Source organism: Pseudomonas rossensis (assembly GCF_039888995.1).
Taxonomy (GTDB): Bacteria; Pseudomonadota; Gammaproteobacteria; order Pseudomonadales; family Pseudomonadaceae; genus Aquipseudomonas; species Aquipseudomonas rossensis.
In genome coordinates this window covers 38,726-64,229 of the sequence record NZ_JBBWCB010000011.1, presented here as the reverse complement: position 1 = coordinate 64,229, position 25,504 = coordinate 38,726, and the positions used below count along the sequence as shown (strand labels likewise).

Below are 25,504 nucleotides of genomic sequence, written 5' to 3'. Positions count from 1 at the left end.
AACTTTGATGACAACCCGCCGCCGACCCTTCAGGTCGCGGCCACTGCCATCTGATTGGAGTTTGATGACCATGAGTGTGGAAACTCAAAAGGAAACCCTGGGCTTCCAGACCGAGGTGAAGCAGCTGCTGCACCTCATGATCCATTCGCTGTATTCCAACAAGGAAATTTTCCTTCGCGAATTGATCTCGAACGCCTCTGACGCTGTCGACAAATTACGTTTCGAAGCCCTGTCCAAGCCCGAGTTGCTGGAAGGTGGCGCCGAACTGAAAATCCGTGTGAGCTTCGACAAGGACGCTAAAACCGTCACCCTCGAAGACAACGGCATCGGCATGAGCCGTGAAGATGCGATCACCCACCTGGGTACCATCGCCAAATCCGGCACTGCCGATTTCATGAAACATCTCTCCGGCGATCAGAAAAAAGACTCGCACCTGATCGGTCAATTCGGTGTGGGTTTCTACTCTGCATTCATCGTCGCCGATAAAGTCGACGTGTTCAGCCGTCGTGCCGGTGCTGCTGCCAGCGAAGGCGTGCACTGGTCGTCCAAGGGTGAAGGCGATTTTGAAGTTGCCACCGTTGATAAAGCCGAGCGCGGCACCCGTATCGTCCTGCACCTGAAATCCGGTGAAGACGAATTCGCCGATGGCTGGCGTCTGCGCAACGTCATCAAGAAGTACTCCGACCACATCGCTCTGCCGATCGAGTTGCCGAAAGAAGTGGCAGCCGTTGAAGGCGAAGAGCAACCGGCCGTTGAATGGGAAACCGTCAACCGCGCCAGCGCCCTGTGGACCCGTCCGCGTACCGAGATCAAGGACGAGGAATACCAGGAGTTCTACAAACACGTCGCTCATGACTTCGAAAACCCGCTGAGCTGGAGCCACAACAAGGTCGAAGGCAAGCTCGAATACAGCTCGCTGCTCTACGTGCCGGCCCGTGCTCCATTCGATCTGTACCAGCGTGAAGCGCCAAAAGGCCTGAAGCTGTACGTGCAGCGCGTGTTCGTGATGGATCAGGCAGAGTCGTTCCTGCCGCTGTACCTGCGCTTCATCAAAGGCGTGGTCGATTCCAACGACTTGTCGCTGAACGTGTCGCGGGAAATCCTGCAGAAAGACCCGATCATCGATTCCATGAAGTCGGCGCTGACCAAGCGCGTTCTCGACATGCTGGAAAAGCTGGCGAAGAACGAGCCTGAGCAATACAAGAGCTTCTGGAAAAACTTTGGCCAGGTCATGAAAGAAGGCCCGGCAGAAGACTTCGCCAACAAAGAGAAAATCGCTGGCCTGCTGCGTTTCGCATCAACCAGCGGTGATGAAGGCGAGCAAGTGGTGGGTCTGGCCGAATACCTGGCTCGCGCCAAGGAAGGCCAGGACAAGATCTACTACCTGACCGGCGAAACCTACGCGCAAGTCAAGAACAGCCCGCACCTGGAAGTCTTCCGCAAGAAAGGCATCGAAGTGCTGCTGTTGACCGACCGCATCGACGAGTGGCTGATGAGCTACCTCAGCGACTTCGACGGCAAGAGCTTTGTCGACGTGGCGCGCGGTGACCTGGACCTGGGCAACCTGGATTCGGAAGAAGACAAGAAAGCCGCGGAAGAAGTGGCCAAGTCCAAAGAAGGTCTGGTTGAGCGTCTGAAAACTGCACTGGGCGACTCCGTTGCTGAAGTGCGGGTTTCCCATCGTCTGACCGACTCCCCGGCGATTCTGGCCATCGGCGAGCAGGACCTGGGCATGCAGATGCGTCAGATCCTGGAAGCCAGCGGTCAGAAGGTTCCTGAATCGAAGCCGATCTTCGAATTCAACCCGGCTCACCCGCTGATCGAGAAGCTCGACAACGAGCAGAGCGACGAACGCTTCGGCGACCTGTCGCACATTCTCTTCGATCAGGCGGCCCTGGCCGCCGGCGACAGCTTGAAAGACCCGGCCGCCTACGTGCGCCGTCTCAACAAGCTGCTGGTTGAACTGTCGGTTTAACTGCGTTGTACAAAAACCCGCTTCGGCGGGTTTTTTTATTCTGACGTCTTTTATTTGGTGCTGATCGCGGACCTCTACGGTCAGTCGGTCCGTCCGCAGAACGGCGACGAGGCGGGTGCAGCCATGACGCCGCTCAAGCATGACCGGCCGTTGTTGCGCAAACGCATGCAAGCAGCATTCAATCAGCTGCAAATCCAGAACGAAGCGGCGGTCGATAGCTCGAAACTGGCGACCTTTGGTTTCTGCTTCGGTGGTTGCTGCGCGCTGGATCTGGCGCGCACCGGAGCGCCGGTGAAAGCGGCGGTGTCGTTCCACGGAACGCTGGATTCGCCGAATCCGGCTGATGCCAGGAATATCAAGGGTTCGGTGTTGGTGCTGCACGGTGCATCCGACCCATTGGTGCCGAAAGAGCAACTGCCGGCGTTTGAAGATGAGATGAACGCGGCAGGCGTGGATTGGCAACGGCTGAGCTACGGCGGCGCGGTGCATTCCTTCACCGATCCGCACGCCAAAGTGCCGGGCATGATGATGTATGACGCGAAGACGGCAAGTCGTGCGTTTACGTCGATGCACAACTTGCTGGATGAAGTGTTTAAAGGCTGATTGCCTCAAGATCAAAAGATCGCAGGCTGCGCCAGCTCCTACAGGGGAATGCATTTACATGTAGGAGCTGCCGAAGGCTGCGATCTTTTGATTTTTGCCCTAAGGCAATTCGATCCGCTCTCTTTCCCCTGGCACCGTCGGCCAATCCCCGGCCGCCCAGCGTCGCCGCGCCTCATCGATCAACGCCGGATCGCTCGCCACGAAGTTCCAGTTGATCCGCCGCGGCCCATCCAGCGGCGCTCCGCCAAACAGCACGGCATGACAATCGCTCTCAGCGAACAGCGTCATCTCTTCCCCGGCCGGCAACACCACCAGCGAATGCGGATCTATCAGCTCGCCATCCAGTTGCACCTCGCCGTCCAGCACATACAACGCCCGCTCTTCATGCTCGGTTGGAATCAGCAATGTGGTCGCCGTTTGCAGGTTCAATTCGGCATACAAGGTAGGAGAAAGCACCGGGACCGGTGACTCCAGGCAAAAGCCTGACCCGGCAATCATCCGGATCTTCACCCCCAGGTTATCGCTGACCGGCAGCGTGGCCGCCGGATGGTGACTGTAGTGTCCGGGACCGTGCTCTTGCTCTTTCGGTGAGGCCAGCCAAATCTGCAAACCGTGCAGGGTGAAACCGCTGTCCTTCAAGGCGTCAGGCGTGCGTTCGACGTGGGCAATCGCGCTGCCCGCCGTCATCCAGCTGACATCACCGGCCTCCACCACCTGATCGGAGCCGAGGCTGTCCTTGTGCTGGATTTTTCCTTCGAACAAGTACGTGAGAGTCGACAGACCAATGTGCGGATGCTGACGGATGTTCATGCCTTTTCCCGCCTCATAACGGGTTTCGAGCATGTGGTCGAAAAACACGAAAGGCCCGACGCTGCGGCATTTGGCTGACGGCAGCGGGCGAAGAATTGGCTGGCCTTCGACATCTTCGGCGCGGGGACGAATCACGAGCGGAGTGTTCATGCTGCATTCCAGGCTGAGCGGGTAATGCGTGGAGCATAACCCGCTTGCGCAGCCCTTGCCGCTATTGGCTGAAGGCACCTTCAGACAGGTGTGTTTCGATGCTGACGTCGGTGGTGGTCATCAACTTGTGGACCGGGCAACGGTCGGCCACGCGGTGCAGCTCATCGCGCTGAGCGTCGGTGAGCACACCCTTGAGGGTCAATTTGACGTGCAGGGCATATTTACCTTTCTGCTCTTCGCTGTTGCCACGTTTGACTTCGACAGTGACACCGGTCAGCGGGATGTCTTTCTTCTTCGCGTACATCTTCAGGGTCAGGGCCTTGCAGGCACCCAGGGCCGCGTCGAAGTAATCGTGCGGCTCGGGCGCCGAGCCTTCGCCGCCGGCGAGTGTCGGTACGTCGGCAAAGAGTTCGTGATCATCGATCTGTACGCTGTGACGAAAACCTTCGGCGGAAACGGTATTGACGGTGACAGTCATGGGAAACCTCGCAGGCAACAGGAAAAAGTCATTCGGTCAAAAAAGACCTTGAAGGTATAGAGCATTCCTCCCATGACGCGTTCCACTTTCTCACTCGCCCATTGCCGTGCGCTGAATCGTTACCGCCCGACGATCGAAGTAGCAAGGCGTTTTGATATCACTTTTTCGTCTTACGCAAAATCTCTCAGGGCCGATACCTTCTAAGGCAACCCGCTGCAGGATTGAGGCGGCACTTTTGGAAGGAACCAGATTAATGAGTATCAGAAGTCTCAATATTGCGCCGCGCGCGGGCCTGGGTTTTGGCCTGCTGGCGTTGATGGTGTTTGGATTGGGGGCGTTCGCCCTGCTGCAAATGTCGAACATGCGCGCGCAGTCCGATCAGGTCGATGACAACTGGTTGCCCAGCGTGATGGCGGTCGGGGAGATGAATCAGGACATGCTGCGGCTGCGGGCATTGACCATGCGCCTGCTGATCAATCGGGACCCGCAGGCGCTGGCGCAAAACGTCAGCAAACTCAACGAGCTCAAAGGCATCCTGGGTGAGCCTCAGCAGCGTTATGACGCGCTGATCGTGTTGCCCGAAGAGCGTGTGCTGTTCGACCGCTTCAAAGCCTCGGAGCAACACTACCTGCAGTTCCAGACTCAGGTGATGACGCTGTCTGCTCAGGGACGGGTGGAAGAGGCGTCCGCCATCCTCAATGGCGAGATGAGTCCGTTGGCCGATGAAATCGCCGTCACCCTCAAGTCATTGCTCGAACTGAACAAGCACAACGTTAACCTGGCGACGGAGGCGGGGCGCCAAGTGTTCAACCATTCGCGGGTCGGGGTCGGGGTGATGATCGGCCTGACGGCGCTGATGACCATCGGCCTGGCGCTGCTGCTGACCCGCAGCATCGTCGTGCCGCTTTCCCAATCGTTGAAGGTGGCTGAAGGGGTGGCTGGCGGCGATCTCACCGGTGATATCAGCATCAGCGGCAAGGACGAGCCGGCGCGGCTGTTGCACGCACTCAAGAGCATGCAGGGGAGTTTGCGCGAAACCCTGCGGCGTATTTCCGACTCGTCCAGCCAATTGGCCTCGGCCTCGGAAGAGCTCAGTTGTGTGACCGAAGAGGCCACCCGGGGCCTGCATCAGCAGAGCCTGGAAATCGACCAGGCCGCCACGGCGGTGAATCAGATGACCGCTGCGGTGGAGGAGGTTGCGAGCAATGCGGTGGCCACGTCCGAAGCGTCTCGGGAGTCCGACCGGATCGCCCAGCACGGTCGCGAGCAGGTGCATCAGACCGTGTTGTCCATCGAATCCCTGGCCGACGATGTCACGGCCAATGCGACCCAGGTCGAGGACCTGGCGCAGAAGGTTTATGGCATCAGCAAAGTCCTGGATGTGATTCGCTCGATTGCCGAGCAGACGAACTTGCTGGCCCTGAACGCGGCCATCGAAGCGGCGCGGGCCGGGAGTGCCGGGCGCGGCTTTGCGGTGGTGGCCGATGAAGTGCGGGCGCTGGCGCACCGGACTCAGCAATCGACCCAGGAAATCGAGCAGATGATTACTGGCATCCAGCAAGGCACTGATGCTGCGGTCAGTTCGATGCAGCAGAGCAACACGCGGGCGCGTTCGACCCTGGAAGTGGCGAAAGCGGCGGGCACGGCGCTGGAAGAAATCGCCACGGCGTTTACCCTGATCAATGAGCGCAACCTGGTGATCGCCAGCGCCTCAGAGGAACAAGCGGCTGTCGCGCGAGAGGTGGATCGCAACCTGATGAACATTCGCGATCTTGCGTTGCAGACGTCGGCCGGGGCCAATCAAACCAGTGCGGCGAGCCAGGAGCTGTCTCGGTTGGCGGTCGATCTGAATACGATGGTGGCGCGGTTCTCGGTCTGAACGCCGAGCGGCTTTGTCGTTCCGGCGACGCTACCGGCTGGCTGTGCAAGGTTGCGGGTGGCGCCATCCCGGCCTATGGTCCAAGCGATACTTTGCCGTGACTGGCGCGCGATGACTCGCCGTCGGTTGCTGTCCATCCAGTGCTGATTTGCGTAGCGAGGTGACGACATGCCCACCGACTCCCGACCCGCCGTACTCGAACTGATCGGCAATACGCCGCTGGTGCGCGTCAGCCGTTTCGATACCGGCCCGTGCACGCTGTTCCTCAAGCTTGAATCACAGAACCCCGGCGGTTCGATCAAGGATCGCATCGGCCTGGCGATGATCGACGCCGCCGAGCGTGATGGCAGCCTGCGACCCGGCGGCACCATCGTCGAGGCCACCGCCGGCAACACCGGCCTTGGTCTGGCCCTGGTCGGCCGTGCCAAGGGCTACCGAGTGGTGTTGGTGGTGCCGGACAAGATGTCCACCGAGAAGGTTTTGCACCTCAAGGCGATGGGGGCCGAGGTGCACATCACCCGCTCCGACGTCGGCAAGGGCCACCCCGATTACTACCAGGACGTTGCGGCGCGGTTGGCGCAGGAAATTCCCGACGCCTTCTTCGCCGATCAATTCAACAACCCGGCCAACCCGCTGGCCCACGAATGCAGCACCGCGCCGGAGATCTGGGCGCAGACTCAGCATGATCTGGACGCGATCGTCGTCGGCGTCGGCTCGGCCGGCACGCTGACAGGGCTTACCCGCTTCTTTCGCCGCGTGCAACCGGACCTGGTCATGGTGCTGGCCGATCCGGTAGGCTCGGTGATGGCCGAATACAGCCGCAGCGGCACCATGAGCACGCCCGGCTCCTGGGCGGTGGAGGGCATCGGCGAGGACTTCATTCCGTCGATTGCCGACCTGTCCAGCGTGCGCCACGCCTACTCGATCAGCGACGAAGAAAGCTTCGATCATGCCCGCCAACTGCTGCGCGCCGAAGGCATACTCGGCGGTTCTTCGACCGGCACGCTGCTGGCGGCGGCCCTGCGTTACTGCCGCGAGCAGACCGAGCCGAAGCGGGTCGTCAGCTTCGTCTGCGACACCGGCACGCGCTATCTGTCAAAGGTCTACAACGACCAGTGGATGAACGATCAGGGCCTGCTGCAGTACAAACATTACGGCGATCTGCGCGACCTGATCTCACGGCGCTTCGAGGATGGCCGGGTGATCAGCGTGGGCCCGGACGATACGCTGCTCACCGCGTTCCAGCGCATGCGCCTGGCTGATGTGTCGCAACTGCCGGTGCTGGAGGGCGGGCAGCGGCTGGTCGGCGTGATCGACGAGTCCGACATTCTGCTTGGCATGCAAGAAGATGCTTCGCACTTTCGCGCGAGCGTGGCCAGCGCGATGACCGATAAGCTGCAAACCCTGCCTCCAAGCGCCAGTCTGGCTGAACTACGCGCGGAGCTCGACCGTGGGCTGGTGGCGATCATCGCCGACGCTTCGGGCTTCTACGGCTTGATTACTCGAGTCGACATGCTCATTCACCTACGGAGATCCCTTACATGAGTCAACACGATGAAAACGCTGTGCCACGTGCCTTCGCCACCCGTGTGATCCATGCCGGGCAAACGCCCGACCCTTCCACCGGGGCGCTGATGCCGCCGATTTACGCCAACTCCACCTATTTGCAGCAGAGCCCCGGTGTGCACAAGGGCTTCGACTACGGGCGCTCGCACAACCCGACGCGCTTTGCGCTGGAGCGTTGCGTTGCAGACCTCGAAGGCGGCACCCAGGCCTTCGCGTTCGCGTTCGCGTCCGGGCTGGCGACGATTTCCACCGTGCTCGAATTGCTCGATGCTGATTCGCACATCGTCTCCGGCAACGACCTGTACGGCGGTACTTTCCGCCTGTTCGACAAGGTGCGCCGACGCAGCGCCGGGCATCGCTTCAGCTTCGTCGACCTGACTGATGTGTCGGCATTCGAAGCAGCGCTGCAGGACGACACGCGGATGGTCATGGTCGAGACGCCGAGCAATCCTTTGCTGCGCCTTACCGACCTCGTTGCCATCGCGCGCATCTGTCGCCAGCGAGGCATCATCTGTGTCGCCGACAACACCTTTGCCAGCCCCTGGATACAGCGCCCGCTGGAGCTGGGCTTCGACATCGTGCTGCACTCGACTACCAAGTACCTGAACGGCCACTCCGACGTGATCGGCGGCATCGCGGTGGTCGGACAAAACGCAGACCTGGCGGAGCGTCTGGGTTTTCTGCAGAACGCTGTGGGCGCGATCGCCGGGCCGTTCGACGCTTTCCTCACCCTGCGTGGCGTGAAGACCCTGGCGCTGCGCATGGAACGCCACTGCAACAACGCGCTGGACCTGGCGCAATGGCTGGAGCGTCAACCGCAGGTGGCGCGTGTCTATTATCCGGGCCTGCCGTCGCACCCGCAGCACGAACTGGCGCAGCGGCAGATGCGCGGTTTCGGCGGGATGATATCCCTCGACTTGAACAGCGACCTGGCCGGTGCCACGCGCTTCCTCGAGAGTGTGCGGATCTTTGCCTTGGCCGAGAGCCTGGGCGGGGTGGAAAGCCTGATCGAGCACCCGGCGATCATGACCCACGCCAGCATCCCCGCGGATACTCGTGCGCAACTCGGCATCGGCGATGCGTTGGTGCGGTTGTCCGTGGGGGTCGAGGATGTCGAAGACCTGCGCGCTGACCTGGCACAGGCGCTGGCGCGGATCTGAATTTCAGCAGGCAAAAAAAATCCGGAACCCTTATCGGATTCCGGATTTTTGTGTCGAGCCGGATCAGCTGCCTTTGACAGCCTTGCCGTTGACCGTACCGTCGAGGAGCATGATGTTGTACTCCTTGCCGTCGGTTTCAACCTGTTGCAGACGAACCAGCAGGTAATCCCAGTCCTTGGCGAACCACAGGACGGTGATGCGCTTGCTTTGTGTCGGGTCGCGCACGCGCTCGACCTTGATTGCTTCGATCTGGCCAGCTTTGGTGTCGACCTTTTCCGAACCCAGCACGCGGAAATCATAGGTATCGACTTCACCATCGTCGACGACTTGATAGCTCATGCTTTTCTTGCCAGCGGCCACGTCGTGCTGCAGGGCCAGCTGATAAGTGGATTTGTCGACCATGCCGCGGTTGAGCGGGATCTTGACCGGGTCACCGCGATCGGTGCCGGTGACCATTTTGTTGGTCCAGTCGAAATCCAGGTCAGCCTTCTTGGCTTTACCCAGGCCGCCACGTTCGAAGTGGTAGGACTGCGGCAGCAGCGTGTCCTTGTCCAGGGTCAGGGTGCTTTCTTCAGTCAGGCTGGCGATCATCATCGAGGCCTTGAAGCTGAGCTTCCAGGCGCCGTTGGCTTGCTTGGTCAGGCTGCGTTCAGCGGTGCCGCTCATGGGCAACTGCTTCCAGTCAGCGGTGTAGCTGGCGGAGAAAGGTTGAAGTTCTGCAGCCTGCGCAAATGGCAGTGCGAGCAGAGCGCAAGCGAAGAGCAGGGCGCGACGCATAAAATCTCCTAGGTTCGAATCAAGTGGCCGCTGGCCGCGAGTAACTTTCCATCCAGTAAAGCACCTTGCTCGCCGAGTGATAAACGACCTTCGGCAAACCAGCGTACAGCCAACGGGTAAATCAGGTGTTCCTGGGTATGAACTCGCTGCGCCAGACTCTGCGGCGAATCGTGCAACTCTACCGGTATTACTGCCTGTACGACCAGTGGCCCGCCATCGAGTTCCTCGGTGACGAAGTGCACGGAACAGCCGTGCTCGGTGTCGCCGGCTTCCAGTGCGCGCTGATGAGTGTGTAACCCTTTGTATTTGGGTAGCAGCGAGGGGTGGATGTTGAGCAGGCGACCCGCGTAGTGGCGCACGAAGTCAGCGCTGAGAATGCGCATGAAACCGGCCAGTACCACGAGTTTGGGGTTGAACGCGTCGATCTGTTCGATCAGCGCGGCATCGAAGGCCTCGCGGCCTTCGAACGCCTTGTGATCCAGGGTGCGGGTGTCGATACCCGCGTCCCTGGCGCGTTGCAGGCCGTAGGCGTCGGCGCGGTTGGAAATCACCGCAGCGATGCGGGCCGGGCTGTCGCCGGTCCGCGTGCTGTCGATCAAGGCCTGCAAGTTACTGCCGGTGCCGGACAACAGCACCACCACATCACAGGTCTGGGACATCCGCTCTTGCATCAGTGTGCCTTGAGGTTCTTCAGTTCAACCTGAGCCGCGCCTTCGGCAGCGGTGGAGATCTGACCGATGACCCAAGGCTGCTCGCCGGCTTCGCGCAGGACGTTCAGGGCGGTTTCGACGTGCTCTTGAGCAACGCAGATGACCATGCCCACGCCGCAGTTCAGCACGCGGTGCATTTCGTTTTCGTCAACGTTGCCTTTCTCTTGCAGCCAGTCGAACACGGCAGGACGGGTCCAGCTCGCGACGTCAACCACGGCTTGTGCGCCTTTTGGCAGAACGCGCGGGATGTTGTCCAGCAGGCCACCACCGGTGATGTGGGCCATGGCTTTGACCGCGCCGGTTTCCTTGATCAGCTTGAGCAGCGGCTTCACGTAGATACGGGTCGGGGCCATCAGCAGGTCGGTCAGCGGTTTGCCGTCGAGCTGGATGTTTTCGATGTCGGCACCGGACACTTCGATGATCTTGCGGATCAGCGAGTAGCCGTTGGAGTGCGGGCCGGAAGACGGCAGGGCGAGCAGGGCATCGCCGGCAGCGACTTTGGAACCGTCGATGATTTCGGATTTTTCCACGACGCCGACGCAGAAGCCGGCCAGGTCGTAGTCTTCGCCTTCGTACATGCCAGGCATTTCAGCGGTTTCGCCGCCAACCAGGGAGCAGCCGGACAATTCACAGCCAGCGCCAATGCCGGTCACGACCTGGGTCGCGGTTTCGACGTTGAGTTTGCCGGTGGCATAGTAGTCGAGGAAGAACAGCGGCTCGGCACCGCAGACCACCAGGTCGTTCACGCACATGGCAACCAGGTCGATGCCGATGCTGTCGTGCTTGTTCAGGTTCAGCGCCAGACGCAGCTTGGTGCCGACGCCGTCGGTGCCGGAAACCAGCACGGGCTGCTTGTAGCCGGCAGGGATTTCGCAGAGGGCGCCGAAACCGCCCAGGCCGCCCATGACTTCCGGGCGCGCAGTGCGCTTGGCGACGCTCTTGATGCGTTCGACCAATGCTTCACCGGCGTCGATGTCTACACCGGCGTCCTTGTAGCTCAGGGAGGGTTGCTTGCTCATGATCCAGGCCTTTAGGGGGGATTCAGGGGTAACGACCGAGTCCAGTGGGACCACCGAAACTGACGAAGGCGATTGCCATCCGCGAATTTCAGGGTGCCCGGCTGTTGCCGGTCTGCGAAGGCGCGCGATTTTATCAGGCTTGAGGGGCAGCGGCCATCCTCAGGCCGACGGCAGGGGCATATCAGCTTAAAAAAACCTTCATTGCCCGTGTTGGCTGCATCCTTCATGGCTGTATAAGGTATCGCTATTAACCGTCTATCGTTAGCACAGTGCAAAAACTTACCAGGGTCAGGTGAATGTTTTGCTTGGGGGCGTGGTCACAGCCTTGCTCAATCCGGTTCACGCGGCCTGTTCCAGCCGCTCTTGTCGTCAGGAATCCTCCATGCGTTTTTTTTCTAGATTTTTGTTTGCGGGCTGTATGTCATTGGTCAGCCTGGCGAGTCATGCCGAAACCGTCAAAAATCTGTATCAGGTGCGTCAGCCTGTCAGTGGTCAAACCCCGGAAGTGCGTGATCAAGCGACCCAGCAAGCGCTGGATACGTTGGTGTTGCGTCTGACCGGCGATCCCAAGGCTGCGCAAAACCCGGGGTTGGCGGCACTGCGCAAGGACCCGCAGCAAATCATCAGTCAGTACGGCTTTGACGCTGGTCCGCCGGAAGTGCTGAAGGTCGATTTCGACCCGGCCACCACCGAGCAAGCGTTGCGCCGTGCCGGGCTGTCGTTGTGGGGGGCGAACCGGCCTTCGATCCTCGGCTGGTGGTTGAACGATTCCACCGAGGGTTCGAGCCTCGTCGGTGATGGCCAGGCCAGTGCTGCACCGCTGCGCCGAGCAGCGCAACACCGTGGTTTGCCGCTGCGCCTGCCGCTGGCAGATCTGAGTGAGCAGATCGTCGCCACGGCACCGAATCTGGAAGGTACGGACGCGACGCCACTGCGCGGGGCATCGGAGCGTTACAACGCTGACGCCTTGCTCGCGGTGCATGCTCGTGAAGAGGGCGGCCAGTGGCAGGCCAAGTGGCAGTTGTGGCTGGGCGACAAGAAGGAGGCGGGCAGTGTTCAGGGTGCGGATCAGGCTGCTGTAGCCGATGCAGTGATGCTGGCGGTCAGTCAACGGTTGGCGCCTCGGTTTGTGGTCAAGCCAGGTGCTTCGGGCGAACAATTGCTCGAAGTGCAGAGCATGAACCTGGAGCGCTATGCCGCACTTGGGCGCTTGCTGGAGCCGTTTGGTGCGCGCCTGCAAAGTGTCGACGGCGACCGGATTCTCTACCGGGTCAATGGCAGCGCCGAACAGTTGAAGGCGCAATTGTCGCTGGCCAAATTGCAGGAAGTTCCAGCGGGTGAAGCGCCTGCACCCGTCGCACCGGTTCAGCCGGCCGAGGGTTCGGCACCAGTAGTAGCGCCCGCTCCGGCACCTGTGCCGCAGCTGCGATTCCGTTGGTAACGGTTTTCTTTCTTTATATAGATGCATAGGGAGTTGTAAATGGCCGATACGCGGCGTTGGTTCTGGTTGGGTGGGGTGATCCTGCTCTGCGTGTTTGTCTGGTTGTTGCATCCGATTCTGACCCCGTTCCTGATCGCGTTGCTGCTGGCCTATCTGTTCGACCCGCTGGTGGATCGGCTGGAGAAGGCTGGCCTGTCTCGGACCTGGGGCGTGGTGGCGGTGTTTGCGCTTTTCACCCTGATCTTCACGACCTTGCTGCTGGTGTTGATACCGATGCTCGCCAAGCAGTTGTTTCGTTTGTACGAACTGACGCCGCAGATGCTCGACTGGTTGCAGCACACCGCGCTGCCGTGGGCGCAATCGAAATTTGGTCTGTCGGATAATTTCTGGAAGTTCGACAAGCTCAAGGCTGCGATCAGTGAGCATATGGGTCAAACCACTGACATTGTCGGTGTGGTGCTGAGTCAGGCAACGGCCTCCGGCCTCGCATTGATTGGCTTGCTGGCGAATCTGGTGCTGATCCCGGTGGTGGTCTTCTATTTGCTGCGGGACTGGGACCTGATGATGGCCAAGATCCGCAGCCTCCTGCCCCGTGATCGCGAAGAGCGTGTTATGACCCTGGCAGGTGAATGCCATGAAGTGCTGGGTGCATTCGTGCGCGGCCAGTTGCTGGTCATGGTGGCATTGGGCGTGATCTACGCGGCCGGCCTGATGTTGGTCGGGCTGGAGTTAGGGCTGTTGATCGGGTTGATTGCCGGTCTGGCGGCGATCGTGCCGTACATGGGGTTCGTTATCGGGATCGGTGCGGCCTTGATTGCCGGGCTGTTCCAGTTCGGCGGCGATCTGTATCCCATGTTCGGTATCGTCGCGGTGTTCATGGTGGGGCAGGCGCTGGAAGGCATGGTGCTGACGCCATTGCTGGTGGGGGACAAGATCGGTCTACACCCGGTGGCGGTGATCTTCGCGATTCTGGCAGGGGGCGAGCTGTTCGGATTTACCGGTGTGCTGCTGGCACTGCCGGTGGCGGCGGTGATCATGGTGCTGGTGCGCCATATGCATGATTTGTATAAAGATTCGGGTATGTACAGCGGTGTTGATGAGCCCGAGATTTAAGAGGGCCTGATCAAGCATCGCGGGCAGCCTGGTTCCATGCCAGGCTGACCCGGATCCCTCGTGCGGCTGTCACATGCGCCGCCAAAGAAACTGTCATAAAACCAGGGTGTTAACGCAAACCTTTGATTTTGCTTGTGGTCTGTCGCATTGTGCGACTCGCCTCACGGGTATAAACTTCGCAAACTTTACACAGAGGCCACTAACGGTTCCTTTGGAACTGTTCAGTCAGCATGAAACCGATTCAGCTGCCCCTAGGTGTGCGTCTGCGTGATGACGCTACCTTTATCAATTACTATCCAGGCGCCAATGCCGCTGCACTCGGCTATGTCGAGCGGCTATGCGAAGCCGACGCCGGCTGGACCGAAAGCCTGATTTATCTCTGGGGCAAGGACGGGGTAGGGCGTACGCACTTGTTGCAGGCGGCCTGCCTGCGCTTCGAGCAACTGGGGGAGCCGGCGGTGTATTTGCCGTTGGCCGAACTGCTTGATCGCGGCATCGCCATCCTCGACAACCTCGAACAGTACGAACTGGTCTGCCTGGATGATTTGCAGGCGGTGGCTGGTCGGGCGGATTGGGAAGAGGCGCTGTTCCATCTATTCAACCGTCTGCGTGACAGCGGTCGACGCCTGCTGATCGCCGCGTCGACATCCCCGCGTGAACTGCCGGTGAAACTGGCGGACCTCAAATCCCGTCTGACGTTGGCGTTGATCTTTCAGATGCGTCCGCTCTCCGACGAAGACAAATTGCGTGCCTTGCAACTGCGCGCATCTCGTCGCGGTCTGCACCTGACCGATGAAGTCGGGCATTTTATTTTGACCCGCGGTACGCGCAGCATGAGTGCACTTTTCGAGCTGCTTGAGCGTCTCGATCAGGCCTCCCTCCAAGCTCAGCGCAAGCTGACAATTCCCTTTCTGAAAGAAACGCTTGGCTGGTAACAAAAGCCTGGTAAAGCCAAGGCCCTAGCGGGTTTCGGCATATTTCAGGCGTCAAGAAATCCGCTTTCCTACAGGGTTGCAGGCTGCGCGAGTGTCTAAAACAGGCTTAAGCGCTTAGATGTAAACGAGAAACCGAGAAGTCACATAAAGATCGATTGAATTTGCAAATGAGGTTGATAGCGGGCATAGTCTCGCCTTCTTTACAACTATCAGCCACGGTCGTGCCCATGCTAAATCGCTTTGCACCCCTCGTGCCCCTCGCACTCGTCACCCTGTTGTTCGGTTGCGCTGCTCACTCTCCAGTGTCCCAGCAAGAGCAACAACAGCAGGTTAAAAATTCTGCTACCGACCAATCTTCCGTTCTTTATCAGCAAGCGCTTGAACAGGAAGAAGCGGCCACCGAAAAAGAACTGGCAGACTTCGCCGGCGGCAAGTCGTACCAGCTTCCGGTTCTGGCTGACAGCATCCTCGAACGGGGCATGTCCCTGATTGGTACCCGTTACCGTTTCGGTGGCACCTCCGAAGCTGGCTTTGATTGCAGCGGCTTCATCGGTTACCTGTTTCGTGAAGAAGCCGGCCTGAGCCTGCCACGCTCCACTCGCGAAATGATCAACGTCGACGCTCCGCTGGTTTCTCGCAGCAAACTGGAGCCGGGCGACTTGCTGTTTTTCGCCACCAATGGCCGTCGCGGCCGCGTCAGTCACGCCGGGATCTACCTGGGTGACAACCAGTTCATCCATTCCAGCAGCCGCCGCAGCGGTGGTGTCCGGATCGATAGCCTGGGCGACAGCTACTGGAGCAAAACCTTCATCGAAGCCAAGCGCGCACTCGCGATGGCACCGACTGCGGCCCCGACGATCGTCACGGCGCGCAAGTAAGCGGACTTTTTGTAAGGTTAACTTAAAGTCTTACTTGAAGTTTGCCACGTAGCAGCTAGAATCCTGATCTATTATTGATGGCAAACCGCCTGCGTCCTGCGCAGGCGGTTTTCTTTTCTGCGCCCCCTGCAGAAAAAGCCGCAGCCAGATCAGGATGCTCTGCCTATGTCGACGTCGGCCCGCCTCGCAATCATGTTCTTCGCAGCGCTGCTCAGCGCCTGCGCCAGCCGTACACCGCCACCTGCACCGGTGGTTCGCGCGCCCATTGTTTTCGGTTCCTCCCAAGCATTCTCCCCAGAGGCAGAAGACGTATTGTTCCGCGCGCTCGGCCTGGTGGGCACGCCGTACCGTTGGGGTGGCAACACGCCGGATTCGGGTTTCGATTGCAGCGGGCTGATCGGTTATGTCTACCGTGACGTCGCCGGCATTTCTCTGCCGCGTACCACGCGCGAGATGATCAGCATGCAGGCGGCCAGTGTGGGCAAGGAAGGTCTGCAAACTGGCGACCTGATCTTCTTCGCCACCAATGGCGGTTCTCAGGTCAGTCACGCAGGGATCTACGTCGGTGAAGGTCGCTTCGTCCATGCACCGGCCACCGGCGGCACGGTGAAGCTCGACAGCTTGTCCAAAGCTTATTGGCAGAAAGCCTATCTGAGCGCCAAGCGCGTCTTGCAACCTGAGCACTTGGCACGCAACCCCTAAATGGCAGAGGTTGTCATGACCGCTCGCACACTCAATCTCGACGATTCCCTGTATCAATACCTGCTCGACGTTTCTCTGCGCGAAACGCCGCTGTTCAAGCGTTTGCGCGACGAAACCCAAGCGCTGCCCATGGCTCGCTGGCAGGTGGCGCCCGAGCAAGGTCAGTTCCTCGCGCTATTGGTGAAACTCACCGGCGCCAAGCGTCTGCTGGAAATCGGCACCTTTACCGGTTACAGCGCCTTGTGCATGGCGGCTGCATTGCCGGATGACGGCTCGCTGATCTGCTGTGACATACCCGGCGACTACAACGCCACCGCGCGTCGTTACTGGCAGGAGGCGGGGCTTGCTGAGCGGATCGATCTGCGTCTGGCACCCGCGCTGGAAACCCTGGCTCAGCTGGATCAACAAGAGCCATTCGACCTGATCTTCATCGATGCCGACAAAGCCAACTACCCACGCTATCTGGAGCACGCATTGCGTCTGCTGCGCGTCGGCGGTCTGGCGGTGTTCGATAACACGCTGTGGAGCGGCCGGGTGCTTGAGGACAATCCCGAGAGCGAAGACACCCGAGCCATCCAGGCGCTCAATCGCGCCTTGAAGGATGACTCGCGTGTGGACCTGTCGCTGTTGCCGTTGGGCGATGGATTAACCTTGTGCCGCAAAAGGTAGGCGACTATTGAAAAAGATCGCAGCCTTCGGCAGCTCCTACAGTGGATGGTGTACACCCTGAGCTGCCGAAGGCTGCGATCTTTTGACGTTTACTTGGCCGCCGACACGCGCCACACCTTGTTGCCCACGTCATCCGCCACCAACAAATCACCCTGCTGGTCAATCACCACGCCTACCGGACGGCCCATGGCTTTTTCCTCGTCATTGAGGAAACCGGTGAGTACATCAATCGGCTGCCCGGTCGGTTTCCCTGCGCTGAACGGTACGAAAATCACTTTGTAGCCACTGTGCGGTTTACGGTTCCATGAGCCGTGCTGGCCGACGAATGCCCCTTCCTTGAATTGCGCCGGCAGTCTGTTGCCTTCAGCAAACGTCAGGCCCAACGAGGCAGTATGCGGGCCGACCGCGTAGTCTGGAGCGATGGCCTTGGCCACCAGGTCGGGGTTTTGCGGCTCGACGCGGATGTCGACGTGCTGACCGTAATAACTGTAAGGCCAGCCGTAGAACCCGCCGTCCTTCACTGAAGTGATGTAGTCCGGCACCAGATCGCTACCGATTTCGTCGCGCTCGTTGACTGCCGTCCACAGTGCGCCGCTCTGAGGTTCCCAGGCCAGACCGTTTGGATTACGAATCCCCGAGGCGAAGATTCGATGGTTGCCGGTGGCGCGATCCACTTCCCAGATCGCCGCGCGACCTTCTTCCTTGTCCATGCCGTTTTCGGCCACGTTGCTGTTGGAACCCACCGTGACGTACAGCTTGCTGCCGTCCTTGCTGGCGATGACGTTTTTGGTCCAGTGGTGATTCAGCGTACCGCCCGGCAGGTCGATCACCTTCATAGGCTGCGACTTGATCGCCGTCTCGCCGTTTTCATAGTGGAAGCGCAGCAAGCGGTCTGTGTCGGCGACGTACAGGTCATTGCCGACCAGGGTCATACCGAAGGGCGAGTTGAGGTTTTCCAGGAACACCGTGCGGGTTTCGGCGATGCCGTCGTGGTCCTTGTCCCGCAGCAGCGTGATGCGGTTTGGGCTCGGTACGCCGGCGCCGGCACGGCCCATGACTTTGCCCATGACCCAGCCACGAATACCTTTGCCGTCATCGGGTTTGGGTGGTGCGTTGGTTTCGGCCACCAGCACGTCGCCGTTAGGCAACACGTAAAGCCAGCGCGGGTGATCGAGGCCTTCGGCAAATGCCGCCACCTGAGTCCCTGTCGCGGCGATAGGCTTCGCGCCGTCCGGCCAGCCAATCGCCGGGGCGATGTTCACTGTCGGGATCAGGGTTTTGTTCGGTTCTGGTAGCTTGGGTGACGGGCCGGTGCCGTCGGAGACTTGCAGTCTGGAGGTTTCACCGCAGGCGGCAAGCCCTCCGGCGAGCACGATGACGAGAACGAGCGGGGGCTTGCGCATGCTGATCTTCCCTATGAATGCATTGACCTAATCAATAGAGAAGCGCAGGTGCGCGATGGTTCAACCGCTCAGCCGCGGGCTTCCTTGAACAGCACGGCAATGCCGGGGTGATAGTTGCCGGCTTCGTTGCGCAACTTGCGATAGGCATAGGGGAAGTACCAGGCCACGGCGCAGGTGTGTTCCTTTTGCAGATCGTCGACCATGTCCTGGAGTTCTTCCGGGGTGGCGCTTTGTTGGGCTTTTTGCGGCGCAACGAACAGGCAACCGAGTTTCAGGTCGCTGGCGTAGCTGATGCGTTTGGCGTCGCTGGTGATGTCCTGCAAGGCTTGAGTCAGGTTCAGGCTGTTGACGCGTGGCCAGCGCTGGGTCGCTTGAAGGTAAGCGCGTTCTTCGCTGGTCGCGATAAACAGATCGGCGCGGCCATTGCGTTCGCCTTCTTCGGTCTGCTTACGGGTCGGTGTTTGTTGCAGCGTGACCATTTCCGCCATCCAGGCCGCGGCGGAAAGCAGGCTCAGGTTGGCTTTTTCGTCGAACCAGTAAGGCGTGTCGTTATCGCCGCGCACGGCGTTGTAGCGGTCGATACAGTCAAACCAGCGTTCCAGCACCGGGCGCAGGAATTCCAGCTTCGGATTGCTGATGATCATGCCTTGCATGTGGCTCACCCTTGTTATTGTGTTGTGAGATTGTGGCTCTTTGATATCACTGCTGAGAGTGTGGCACAAGATTGGCGTCAGATAATTGATCGACGGCAGTTATTCGCTCGCAGGCCGCCCGTCTTCAATTGACGCTCCATCCCCAACCCTCTAACCTTCGCGGCTTGTTTCAGGTGCTCTGTGACCTTGGTCGACAGAGTGAAACAGGGAAGCCGGTGAGTGACTCTCTTCAAGCGACGAAGAGCCATGATCCCGGCGCTGCCCCCGCAACGGTAAATGAGTGAAGGCTGCGCCTTGAGCCACTGTGTTGATATCAACATGGGAAGGCGCGCAGTCAGGCAAAAAATGCCGCTCATGAGCCCGGAGACCGGCCTGATCCATCCAGCGGCATCACGGTGGGCGATGCCAGGCTTTTTGCCGTCTATTCTTGTGCCTGCCCGCCGTTATCCAGCCTCAACGGAGAGCTCCCCCATGACTGATACCCCCGATCGTGACGAACGTCATCTGGCGCGCATGCTGCGCAAAAAAGCCGTGATCGATGAACGCATCGCCAACTCCCCGAATGAATGCGGCCTGCTGCTGGTGCTGACCGGCAACGGCAAAGGCAAAAGCAGCTCGGCCTTCGGCATGCTCGCCCGGTCCATGGGCCACGGCATGCAGTGTGGCGTGGTGCAGTTCATTAAAGGGCGCAGCAGCACCGGCGAAGAACTGTTCTTCCGGCGCTTTCCGGAACAGGTGCGTTTTCATGTGATGGGCGAGGGCTTCACCTGGGAAACCCAGGATCGTCAGCGCGACATCGCCGCCGCTGAAGCCGCGTGGGCGGTGTCCCGCGAATTGCTGCGTGATCCGTCGATCGGCCTGGTGGTGCTGGATGAATTGAACATTGCGCTCAAGCACGGTTATCTGGATCTCGATCAAGTGCTCAGCGACTTGCAGGCCCGTCCGCCGATGCAGCACGTGGTGGTCACCGGTCGCGGCGCCAAGCCGGAGATGATCGAACTGGCCGACACCGTCACCGAAATGGGTGTGATCAAGCACGCGTTCCAGGCCGGGATCAAAGCGCAAAAAGGCGTCGAATTGTGAGTCAGCCACGTCATTGCCCGGCGGTATTGATTGCCGCGCCGGCCTCCGGTCAGGGCAAGACCACCGTCACCGCTGCGCTGGCCCGTTTGCATCGCAATCAAGGGCGCAAGGTTCGCGTGTTCAAATGCGGCCCGGATTTTCTCGACCCGATGATTCTCGAGCGCGCCAGCGGTGCGCCGGTGTATCAACTGGACATGTGGATGGTCGGGGAGCAGGAAAGTCGTCGACTGTTGTGGGAAGCCGCCGGCGAAGCGGATCTGATCCTCATCGAAGGCGTCATGGGACTGTTCGACGGTACGCCGTCCAGCGCTGATCTGGCGCGACACTTCGGTGTGCCGGTGCTCGGTGTGATCGACGGCACTGCCATGGCCCAGACCTTTGGCGCACTGGCCCTGGGGCTGGCGCGTTATCAGCCGGACTTGCCGTTTGCTGGCGTGTTGGCCAATCGTGTGGGCACGTTGCGACACGCGCAATTGCTCGAAGGCAGCCTGACTGAAGGCTTGCGCTGGTACGGCGCCTTGTCCCGGGAAACCGGGATCGAATTGCCGAGTCGCCATTTGGGTCTGGTTCAGGCCAGTGAGTTGAACGATCTCGATCAGCGCCTCGATGCGGCGGCCGATGCACTGGCCAGCAGCTGCGAGGTCGCGCTGCCACCGGCGGTGGAATTCGGCGCGCCTGATGTGATCGCTGCAGAACCGTTGCTGGTCGGTGTGCGAATTGCCGTGGCCCGTGACGAAGCGTTTGCCTTCACCTACGGTGCAAGCCTGGATTTGCTGCGAGCCATGGGCGCCGAGTTGTCGTTTTTCTCGCCGATCCGTGACACGCAATTGCCGGAGGCAGACAGCCTCTATCTGCCGGGCGGTTATCCAGAATTGCACCATGTGTCGCTGTCACAGAACACCACGATGCTGGCCGCAATCCGCGCTCACCATGCGGCGGGCAAGCCTTTGTTGGCAGAGTGTGGTGGCATGCTGTATTTGCTCGATTCGTTGACCGATGTCGAGGGCACTCGCGCTGAACTGGTCGGCTTGCTGGCCGGTGATGCGGTGATGCAAAAGCGTCTGGCCGCGTTGGCGTTGCAGGCGGTCGAGTTGCCGGAAGGTTCATTGCGCGGGCACACCTATCACCACTCGCTGACCAGTACCGAGCTTGAGCCCATCGCTCGTGGCCTGAGCCCTAACGGTGGGCGTGGGGCGGAAGCGGTTTATCGTGAGGGGCGGATGACGGCTTCTTATGTGCATTTCTATTTTCCGTCCAATCCCACCGCTGTAGCCGCATTGTTTGCGCCTGACTTTGAAGCCGCCATCGCGAGCAAGTCGAATCGTCGCACCGTCGCTCCCACAGGGGACCGCGTTTCTTCAGGCAGCACACCTTCCAATGTGGGAGCGAGCCTGCTCGCGAAGAGGCCATGACTGACAACGCCTTTTCCGAAGCTGAGCGCGCGGCGGTCTACCGAGCCATCGGTGAACGCCGCGACATGCGTCATTTCAGCGGCGGCACCGTCGAGCCCGAGTTACTGCGGCGCCTGCTCGAAGCTGCGCATCAGGCGCCGAGTGTCGGTCTGATGCAGCCCTGGCGGTTCATCCGCATCAGCGATCGAGCCTTGCGCGGCAAGATCCAGTCACTGGTGGAAGACGAACGCATCCGCACCGCCGAAGCCCTCGGCGAGCGCACCGACGAATTCATGAAGCTGAAAGTCGAAGGCATCAACGATTGCGCCGAGGTGCTGGTCGCTGCGCTGATGGACGATCGAGAGCGCCACATTTTCGGCCGTCGCACGATGCCGGAAATGGACATGGCTTCGTTGTCCTGCGCGATCCAGAACCTCTGGCTGGCCTCCCGCGCTGAAGGATTGGGCATGGGCTGGGTCTCGCTGTTCGAGCCGCAAGCCCTGGCGGACCTGCTGGGTTTGCCCGCCGGAGCCAAGCCGTTGGCTGTTCTTAGTCTCGGCCCGGTCAAGGAATTCTATCCGGCGCCGATGCTGGTACTCGAAGGCTGGGCGCAGGCGCGTCCGCTCAGTGAGCTGCTGTATGAAAATTATTGGGGAGTGAGTCAATGAGTGTGGCGTTGTTGAGTGTCGCCGCGGTTGCGCTGGATGCGCTGCTGGGTGAACCCAAACGCTGGCATCCGCTGGTGGCGTTCGGCCGTTTTGCCGACCGCATCGAGCAACGTTTCAATGGTGAAGGTCGCGGCTGGCGCAGCCATGGCGTCACCGCTTGGGTGATTGCAGTGTTGCCGCTGACCTTATTGGCCACGGCGTTTTCCTGGGCGCCCTATGTCGGCTGGATCGTCGAGATTCTCGTGCTCTATTGCGCCCTCGGCATGCGCAGCCTTGGTGAACACGTCGAGCCGGTGGCCAAGGCGCTGCGCAGCGATGATCTGGACGAGGCGCGCAAACGGGTCAGTTATCTGGTCAGTCGCCAGACCAGCGAACTGGATAAAACCGAAGTCGCCCGCGCCGCCACCGAATCCGTATTGGAGAACGGTAGCGATGCGGTATTCGCTGCGCTGTTCTGGTTTGCTGTGGCCGGCGCGCCTGGCGTGGTGCTCTACCGTTTGAGCAACACGCTGGATGCGATGTGGGGTTACCGCAATGAACGCTTCGAGCGTTTCGGCTGGGCCGCGGCAAAGATCGACGACGTCCTCAACTACATTCCCGCGCGCCTGGTGGCATTGACCTACGCGCTGCTGGGCAAAACCCGACTGGCGCTGAAATGCTGGCGCACCCAAGGTCCGACCTGGGACAGCCCGAATGCCGGTCCGGTGATGGCGGCCGGCGCCGGAGCGCTCGGTGTCGAGTTGGGCGGGGCGGCGATTTATCACGGTGAACTGCATCAGCGTCCGCCACTGGGCGAAGGCATGCCGGCAGACGCCGACTCCATCGACCGCGGCTGGCAATTGGTGCAGCGCGGGGTATGGTTATGGTTGCTGATTCTCTGCGTGGGGGCTGAATTTTATGCTTGAGCACGGTGGTCGGTTACGCAAGGCGGCGCTCGATTACGGCATCGCCGAAACCGATTGGCTCGACCTGTCCAGCGGACTCGCGCCCTGGCCGTTTCCGGTTCCGGAAATTCCGTTGCGGGCTTGGGCGCGTTTGCCGGAAACCGATGACGGTCTGGAGCAGGCGGCCTGTGATTATTACGGCGCCGCTCAGGTGCTGCCGGTGGCCGGCTCGCAAATGGCGATCCAGTTGCTGCCGCGTTTGCGCCGGGCCGGCAAGGTCGGCGTGCTCTCGCCGAGTTACGCCGAACACGCCGAAGCGTGGCGCCGTAATGGCTACATCGTGCGTGAAGTGCTGGAGCAGGAAGTCGACTTCTTTCTCGACAGCCTCGACGTGCTGGTGGTGGTCAACCCGAACAATCCTACCGGCCTGAGCCTGACACCAAGTCGGCTGCTCGACTGGCATTCGCGGCTGGCCCAGCGTGGTGGCTGGCTGGTGGTGGACGAGGCGTTCATGGACAACACACCGCAGCTGAGCCTGGCACCTTTTGCCAATCAGGTCGGGTTGATCGTGCTGCGTTCTTTCGGAAAATTTTTCGGCCTGGCCGGTGTGCGGCTGGGTTTCGTGCTGGCCGAGCGCAAGTTGCTCAAGTTGCTGGCCGAGCAAGTGGGACCGTGGGCGGTCAGCGGGCCGACGCGGGTGCTGGGTCAGGCCTGCCTGCTGGATACCGAAGGGCATGCCCGGCAACGGGTTCGCGCTGAAGAGGCCAGCGAGCGTCTGGCGCTGCTGCTTGAACAGCACAGCTTCGAGCCCCAGGGCGGTTGCGCCTTGTTTCAATGGCTGATCACCGACCGCGCCGAAGCCCTGCATGAGTTCATGGCCCGGCGCGGCATTCTGCTGCGGTTGTTCACGAACAACAGCAGCCTGCGTTTCGGCTTGCCCGCCGATGAAGCTGACTGGACACGTCTCGCGCAAGCGTTCGAAGCCTACGCCAAGGAAACCCAATGACTACGTTGATGGTGCAAGGCACCACTTCCGACGCCGGTAAAAGTACGCTGGTGACGGCGTTGTGCCGCTGGGTCAGGCGTCAGGGCGTCAGCGTCGTGCCGTTCAAGCCACAGAACATGGCGCTCAACAGTGCCGTGACCGCCGACGGTGGCGAGATCGGTCGCGCGCAAGCGGTGCAAGCTCAGGCCGCCAACCTTGAGCCGCACACCGACATGAACCCGGTGCTGCTCAAGCCCAACAGCGATACCGGCGCCCAAGTGATCATCCATGGCCGCGCGGTCACGACGATGAACGCCGTTGCGTATCACGACTACAAAGCCATCGCCATGCAAGCGGTGCTGGCCTCCCATGAACGGCTGAGCGCAGCGTATCCAGTGGTCATGGTCGAAGGCGCGGGCTCGCCGGCCGAGATCAATCTGCGTGCCGGTGACATCGCCAACATGGGCTTTGCCGAGGCCGTGGATTGTCCGGTGGTGTTGATCGCCGACATCAATCGCGGCGGGGTTTTTGCGCATCTGGTCGGCACGCTGGAACTGCTGTCGCCCAGTGAGCAGGCGCGAGTCAAAGGCTTCATCATCAACCGGTTTCGCGGCGATATCGCTTTGCTGCAACCGGGGCTGGACTGGCTGGAAGCGCGCACCGGCAAACCGGTAATCGGCGTTCTGCCTTACGTGATGGACCTGCACCTGGAAGCCGAGGATGGCATCGATCAGCGTCAGACCGACAAGGCCGACCAGGTGCTGAAAGTGCTGGTGCCGGTACTGCCGCGCATCAGCAACCACACCGATTTCGATCCGCTGCGCCTGCATCCGCAGGTGGATCTGCAATTCATCGGCCCCGGTCAGGCGATTCCGCCGGCCGACCTGATTATTCTCCCCGGTTCGAAAAGCGTGCGCAGTGACCTCGCGTATCTGCGCGCCAATGGCTGGGACACCGCGATCAGTCGCCATCTGCGTTATGGCGGCAAAGTGCTGGGCATTTGCGGTGGCCTGCAAATGCTCGGCGAGCAGGTACACGATCCGCTGGGCCTCGAAGGCGCACCGGGTTCCAGCGCCGGTTTGGGCTTGTTGGCGTTCGAAACCCAGCTCGAAGAAGAGAAGCAATTGCGCAATGTGCGCGGGCGTCTGGCGCTCGAAGACGCGCCGGTCAGCGGTTACGAAATTCATGCCGGCGTCACCACCGGGCCGGCGCTGGAAAACGCCGCGGTGCAGCTGGACGACGGTCGCTGCGACGGCGCGCAAAGTGTGGACGGGCAGATTTTCGGCAGCTATCTGCATGGGCTGTTTGAATCGTCCGCGGCGTGCAGTGCGCTGTTGCGCTGGGCAGGTTTGCAGGCTGTGCAGGACGTGGATTATCACGCGTTGCGTGAGCGCGATATCGAGCGGCTGGCGGATCTGGTGGAGCAGCATCTGGATACCCGACTGCTGCGTGAGCTCTGTGGGTTTTAGGGTGAATTTGATGGCCTCTTCGTCGGAACGCCGCCCGGACCAAGCTCGCTCCCACATTGGAATGCGATCACCTGTGGGAGCGAGCTTGCTCGCGATGAGGCCC

The 25,504-nt window shown here is 60.5% G+C and carries 23 protein-coding genes, 1 pseudogene and 1 riboswitch; of the genes and pseudogenes, 17 read left to right on the top strand and 7 right to left on the bottom strand.

The window, feature by feature from the left end; genetic code table 11:
• Nucleotides 1-70 precede the first annotated feature (70 nt).
• Together htpG and WLY71_RS05530 are read left to right on the top strand one after the other, a co-directional pair.
• Nucleotides 71-1,975: a molecular chaperone HtpG gene (gene htpG, locus WLY71_RS05535; protein WP_347802795.1), complete on the top strand. Its 1,905-nt coding sequence runs from the start codon at nucleotides 71-73 to the stop codon at nucleotides 1,973-1,975.
• A 51-nt stretch (nucleotides 1,976-2,026) separates the two neighbouring features.
• Nucleotides 2,027-2,578 (top strand): annotated as a pseudogene (locus WLY71_RS05530) (dienelactone hydrolase family protein); the annotation flags it as partial.
• Nucleotides 2,579-2,677: 99 nt separating this feature from the next.
• Here WLY71_RS05530 and WLY71_RS05525 read toward each other — a convergent pair.
• Entirely contained in the window at nucleotides 2,678-3,538 is an 861-nt protein-coding gene (locus WLY71_RS05525; RefSeq protein WP_347802794.1) for a pirin family protein, read from the bottom strand.
• A 61-nt stretch (nucleotides 3,539-3,599) separates the two neighbouring features.
• Complete coding sequence (locus WLY71_RS05520; protein WP_347802793.1) at nucleotides 3,600-4,016, bottom strand: OsmC family protein; 417 nt, start codon at nucleotides 4,014-4,016, stop codon at nucleotides 3,600-3,602.
• Nucleotides 4,017-4,269: 253 nt separating this feature from the next.
• Between WLY71_RS05520 and WLY71_RS05515 the strand changes: the two genes are divergently transcribed.
• The 3 genes from WLY71_RS05515 (at nucleotide 4,270) to WLY71_RS05505 (ending at nucleotide 8,621) form a co-directional block, all read left to right on the top strand.
• A complete protein-coding gene (locus WLY71_RS05515; RefSeq protein ID WP_347802792.1) occupies nucleotides 4,270-5,895 on the top strand; it encodes a methyl-accepting chemotaxis protein in 1,626 nt (541 codons plus the stop codon).
• Between the two features lie 168 nt (nucleotides 5,896-6,063).
• Nucleotides 6,064-7,440 carry a pyridoxal-phosphate dependent enzyme gene (locus WLY71_RS05510; RefSeq protein ID WP_347802791.1) on the top strand — a complete coding sequence of 459 codons (1,377 nt, stop codon included), beginning with the start codon at nucleotides 6,064-6,066 and terminating at the stop codon, nucleotides 7,438-7,440.
• On the top strand, nucleotides 7,437-8,621 hold the full coding sequence (locus WLY71_RS05505; RefSeq protein ID WP_347802790.1) for a trans-sulfuration enzyme family protein: 1,185 nt from the start codon (nucleotides 7,437-7,439) through the stop codon (nucleotides 8,619-8,621). Before WLY71_RS05510 ends, WLY71_RS05505 begins: the two co-directional genes overlap by 4 nt.
• A gap of 63 nt (nucleotides 8,622-8,684) precedes the next feature.
• On the opposite strand, the gene WLY71_RS05500 is transcribed toward WLY71_RS05505, so the two are convergent.
• The 3 genes from WLY71_RS05500 to purM are packed head-to-tail and all read right to left on the bottom strand — an operon-like array spanning nucleotide 8,685 to nucleotide 11,127.
• Nucleotides 8,685-9,398: a DUF3108 domain-containing protein gene (locus WLY71_RS05500; protein ID WP_102614662.1), complete on the bottom strand. Its 714-nt coding sequence runs from the start codon at nucleotides 9,396-9,398 to the stop codon at nucleotides 8,685-8,687.
• An 8-nt stretch (nucleotides 9,399-9,406) separates the two neighbouring features.
• Complete coding sequence (gene purN, locus WLY71_RS05495; RefSeq protein ID WP_008148637.1) at nucleotides 9,407-10,057, bottom strand: phosphoribosylglycinamide formyltransferase; 651 nt, start codon at nucleotides 10,055-10,057, stop codon at nucleotides 9,407-9,409.
• 11 nt (nucleotides 10,058-10,068) lie between these two features.
• Complete coding sequence (purM, locus tag WLY71_RS05490) at nucleotides 10,069-11,127, bottom strand: phosphoribosylformylglycinamidine cyclo-ligase (protein WP_008148639.1); 1,059 nt, start codon at nucleotides 11,125-11,127, stop codon at nucleotides 10,069-10,071.
• 382 nt (nucleotides 11,128-11,509) lie between these two features.
• Here purM and WLY71_RS05485 point away from each other — a divergent pair, with 382 nt between their 5' ends.
• From WLY71_RS05485 to WLY71_RS05460, 6 genes are all read left to right on the top strand, one after another.
• A complete protein-coding gene (locus WLY71_RS05485; RefSeq protein WP_347802789.1) occupies nucleotides 11,510-12,568 on the top strand; it encodes a DUF8605 domain-containing protein in 1,059 nt (352 codons plus the stop codon).
• Between the two features lie 39 nt (nucleotides 12,569-12,607).
• Nucleotides 12,608-13,681 (top strand): AI-2E family transporter, encoded by a 1,074-nt coding sequence (locus WLY71_RS05480; RefSeq protein WP_347802788.1) that lies wholly within the window; start codon nucleotides 12,608-12,610, stop codon nucleotides 13,679-13,681.
• A gap of 230 nt (nucleotides 13,682-13,911) precedes the next feature.
• Nucleotides 13,912-14,616 carry a DnaA regulatory inactivator Hda gene (hda, locus tag WLY71_RS05475; RefSeq protein WP_008148645.1) on the top strand — a complete coding sequence of 235 codons (705 nt, stop codon included), beginning with the start codon at nucleotides 13,912-13,914 and terminating at the stop codon, nucleotides 14,614-14,616.
• 227 nt (nucleotides 14,617-14,843) lie between these two features.
• The gene (locus WLY71_RS05470; protein WP_347802787.1) at nucleotides 14,844-15,494 is read left to right on the top strand and encodes a C40 family peptidase; all 651 of its coding nucleotides are present in this window, start codon (nucleotides 14,844-14,846) and stop codon (nucleotides 15,492-15,494) included.
• Between the two features lie 165 nt (nucleotides 15,495-15,659).
• Nucleotides 15,660-16,196, top strand: a complete 537-nt coding sequence (locus tag WLY71_RS05465) for a C40 family peptidase (protein WP_123364619.1) — start codon at nucleotides 15,660-15,662, stop codon at nucleotides 16,194-16,196.
• A 15-nt stretch (nucleotides 16,197-16,211) separates the two neighbouring features.
• Nucleotides 16,212-16,865 carry an O-methyltransferase gene (locus WLY71_RS05460; protein ID WP_347802786.1) on the top strand — a complete coding sequence of 218 codons (654 nt, stop codon included), beginning with the start codon at nucleotides 16,212-16,214 and terminating at the stop codon, nucleotides 16,863-16,865.
• Between the two features lie 89 nt (nucleotides 16,866-16,954).
• On the opposite strand, the gene WLY71_RS05455 is transcribed toward WLY71_RS05460, so the two are convergent.
• Together WLY71_RS05455 and WLY71_RS05450 are read right to left on the bottom strand one after the other, a co-directional pair.
• A complete protein-coding gene (locus WLY71_RS05455) occupies nucleotides 16,955-18,268 on the bottom strand; it encodes a PQQ-dependent sugar dehydrogenase (RefSeq protein WP_347802785.1) in 1,314 nt (437 codons plus the stop codon).
• Nucleotides 18,269-18,336: 68 nt separating this feature from the next.
• Nucleotides 18,337-18,921 carry a hypothetical protein gene (locus WLY71_RS05450; RefSeq protein WP_309678127.1) on the bottom strand — a complete coding sequence of 195 codons (585 nt, stop codon included), beginning with the start codon at nucleotides 18,919-18,921 and terminating at the stop codon, nucleotides 18,337-18,339.
• Nucleotides 18,922-19,075: 154 nt separating this feature from the next.
• Nucleotides 19,076-19,311: riboswitch (cobalamin riboswitch) on the top strand.
• A gap of 81 nt (nucleotides 19,312-19,392) precedes the next feature.
• Between WLY71_RS05450 and cobO the strand changes: the two genes are divergently transcribed.
• From cobO to WLY71_RS05420, 6 genes are read left to right on the top strand one after another with little or no spacing between them, the layout of a single operon-like run.
• A complete protein-coding gene (gene cobO / locus WLY71_RS05445; RefSeq protein ID WP_046048017.1) occupies nucleotides 19,393-20,004 on the top strand; it encodes a cob(I)yrinic acid a,c-diamide adenosyltransferase in 612 nt (203 codons plus the stop codon).
• Entirely contained in the window at nucleotides 20,001-21,416 is a 1,416-nt protein-coding gene (locus WLY71_RS05440; protein WP_347802784.1) for a cobyrinic acid a,c-diamide synthase CobB, read from the top strand. Before cobO ends, WLY71_RS05440 begins: the two co-directional genes overlap by 4 nt.
• A complete protein-coding gene (gene bluB / locus WLY71_RS05435; protein WP_347802783.1) occupies nucleotides 21,413-22,063 on the top strand; it encodes a 5,6-dimethylbenzimidazole synthase in 651 nt (216 codons plus the stop codon). The genes WLY71_RS05440 and bluB overlap by 4 nt, the downstream gene beginning before the upstream one ends.
• A complete protein-coding gene (gene cbiB / locus WLY71_RS05430) occupies nucleotides 22,060-22,968 on the top strand; it encodes an adenosylcobinamide-phosphate synthase CbiB (protein WP_282479746.1) in 909 nt (302 codons plus the stop codon). The genes bluB and cbiB overlap by 4 nt, the downstream gene beginning before the upstream one ends.
• Nucleotides 22,961-23,953, top strand: coding sequence for a threonine-phosphate decarboxylase CobD (cobD, locus tag WLY71_RS05425; protein WP_347802782.1), 993 nt, complete (start codon nucleotides 22,961-22,963; stop codon nucleotides 23,951-23,953). Before cbiB ends, cobD begins: the two co-directional genes overlap by 8 nt.
• Nucleotides 23,950-25,401: a cobyric acid synthase gene (locus tag WLY71_RS05420; RefSeq protein WP_347802781.1), complete on the top strand. Its 1,452-nt coding sequence runs from the start codon at nucleotides 23,950-23,952 to the stop codon at nucleotides 25,399-25,401. The genes cobD and WLY71_RS05420 overlap by 4 nt, the downstream gene beginning before the upstream one ends.
• Nucleotides 25,402-25,504: the final 103 nt, after the last annotated feature.

Coding starts and splice junctions, on each gene's coding strand:
- htpG (WP_347802795.1), top strand. CDS start 71: ATGAGTGTGGAAACTCAAAAGGAAACCCTGGGCTTCCAGACCGAGGTG.
- WLY71_RS05525 (WP_347802794.1), bottom strand. CDS start 3,538: ATGAACACTCCGCTCGTGATTCGTCCCCGCGCCGAAGATGTCGAAGGC.
- WLY71_RS05520 (WP_347802793.1), bottom strand. CDS start 4,016: ATGACTGTCACCGTCAATACCGTTTCCGCCGAAGGTTTTCGTCACAGC.
- WLY71_RS05515 (WP_347802792.1), top strand. CDS start 4,270: ATGAGTATCAGAAGTCTCAATATTGCGCCGCGCGCGGGCCTGGGTTTT.
- WLY71_RS05510 (WP_347802791.1), top strand. CDS start 6,064: ATGCCCACCGACTCCCGACCCGCCGTACTCGAACTGATCGGCAATACG.
- WLY71_RS05505 (WP_347802790.1), top strand. CDS start 7,437: ATGAGTCAACACGATGAAAACGCTGTGCCACGTGCCTTCGCCACCCGT.
- WLY71_RS05500 (WP_102614662.1), bottom strand. CDS start 9,398: ATGCGTCGCGCCCTGCTCTTCGCTTGCGCTCTGCTCGCACTGCCATTT.
- purN (WP_008148637.1), bottom strand. CDS start 10,057: ATGTCCCAGACCTGTGATGTGGTGGTGCTGTTGTCCGGCACCGGCAGT.
- purM (WP_008148639.1), bottom strand. CDS start 11,127: ATGAGCAAGCAACCCTCCCTGAGCTACAAGGACGCCGGTGTAGACATC.
- WLY71_RS05485 (WP_347802789.1), top strand. CDS start 11,510: ATGCGTTTTTTTTCTAGATTTTTGTTTGCGGGCTGTATGTCATTGGTC.
- WLY71_RS05480 (WP_347802788.1), top strand. CDS start 12,608: ATGGCCGATACGCGGCGTTGGTTCTGGTTGGGTGGGGTGATCCTGCTC.
- hda (WP_008148645.1), top strand. CDS start 13,912: ATGAAACCGATTCAGCTGCCCCTAGGTGTGCGTCTGCGTGATGACGCT.
- WLY71_RS05470 (WP_347802787.1), top strand. CDS start 14,844: ATGCTAAATCGCTTTGCACCCCTCGTGCCCCTCGCACTCGTCACCCTG.
- WLY71_RS05465 (WP_123364619.1), top strand. CDS start 15,660: ATGTCGACGTCGGCCCGCCTCGCAATCATGTTCTTCGCAGCGCTGCTC.
- WLY71_RS05460 (WP_347802786.1), top strand. CDS start 16,212: ATGACCGCTCGCACACTCAATCTCGACGATTCCCTGTATCAATACCTG.
- WLY71_RS05455 (WP_347802785.1), bottom strand. CDS start 18,268: ATGCGCAAGCCCCCGCTCGTTCTCGTCATCGTGCTCGCCGGAGGGCTT.
- WLY71_RS05450 (WP_309678127.1), bottom strand. CDS start 18,921: ATGCAAGGCATGATCATCAGCAATCCGAAGCTGGAATTCCTGCGCCCG.
- cobO (WP_046048017.1), top strand. CDS start 19,393: ATGACTGATACCCCCGATCGTGACGAACGTCATCTGGCGCGCATGCTG.
- bluB (WP_347802783.1), top strand. CDS start 21,413: ATGACTGACAACGCCTTTTCCGAAGCTGAGCGCGCGGCGGTCTACCGA.
- cbiB (WP_282479746.1), top strand. CDS start 22,060: ATGAGTGTGGCGTTGTTGAGTGTCGCCGCGGTTGCGCTGGATGCGCTG.
- cobD (WP_347802782.1), top strand. CDS start 22,961: ATGCTTGAGCACGGTGGTCGGTTACGCAAGGCGGCGCTCGATTACGGC.
- WLY71_RS05420 (WP_347802781.1), top strand. CDS start 23,950: ATGACTACGTTGATGGTGCAAGGCACCACTTCCGACGCCGGTAAAAGT.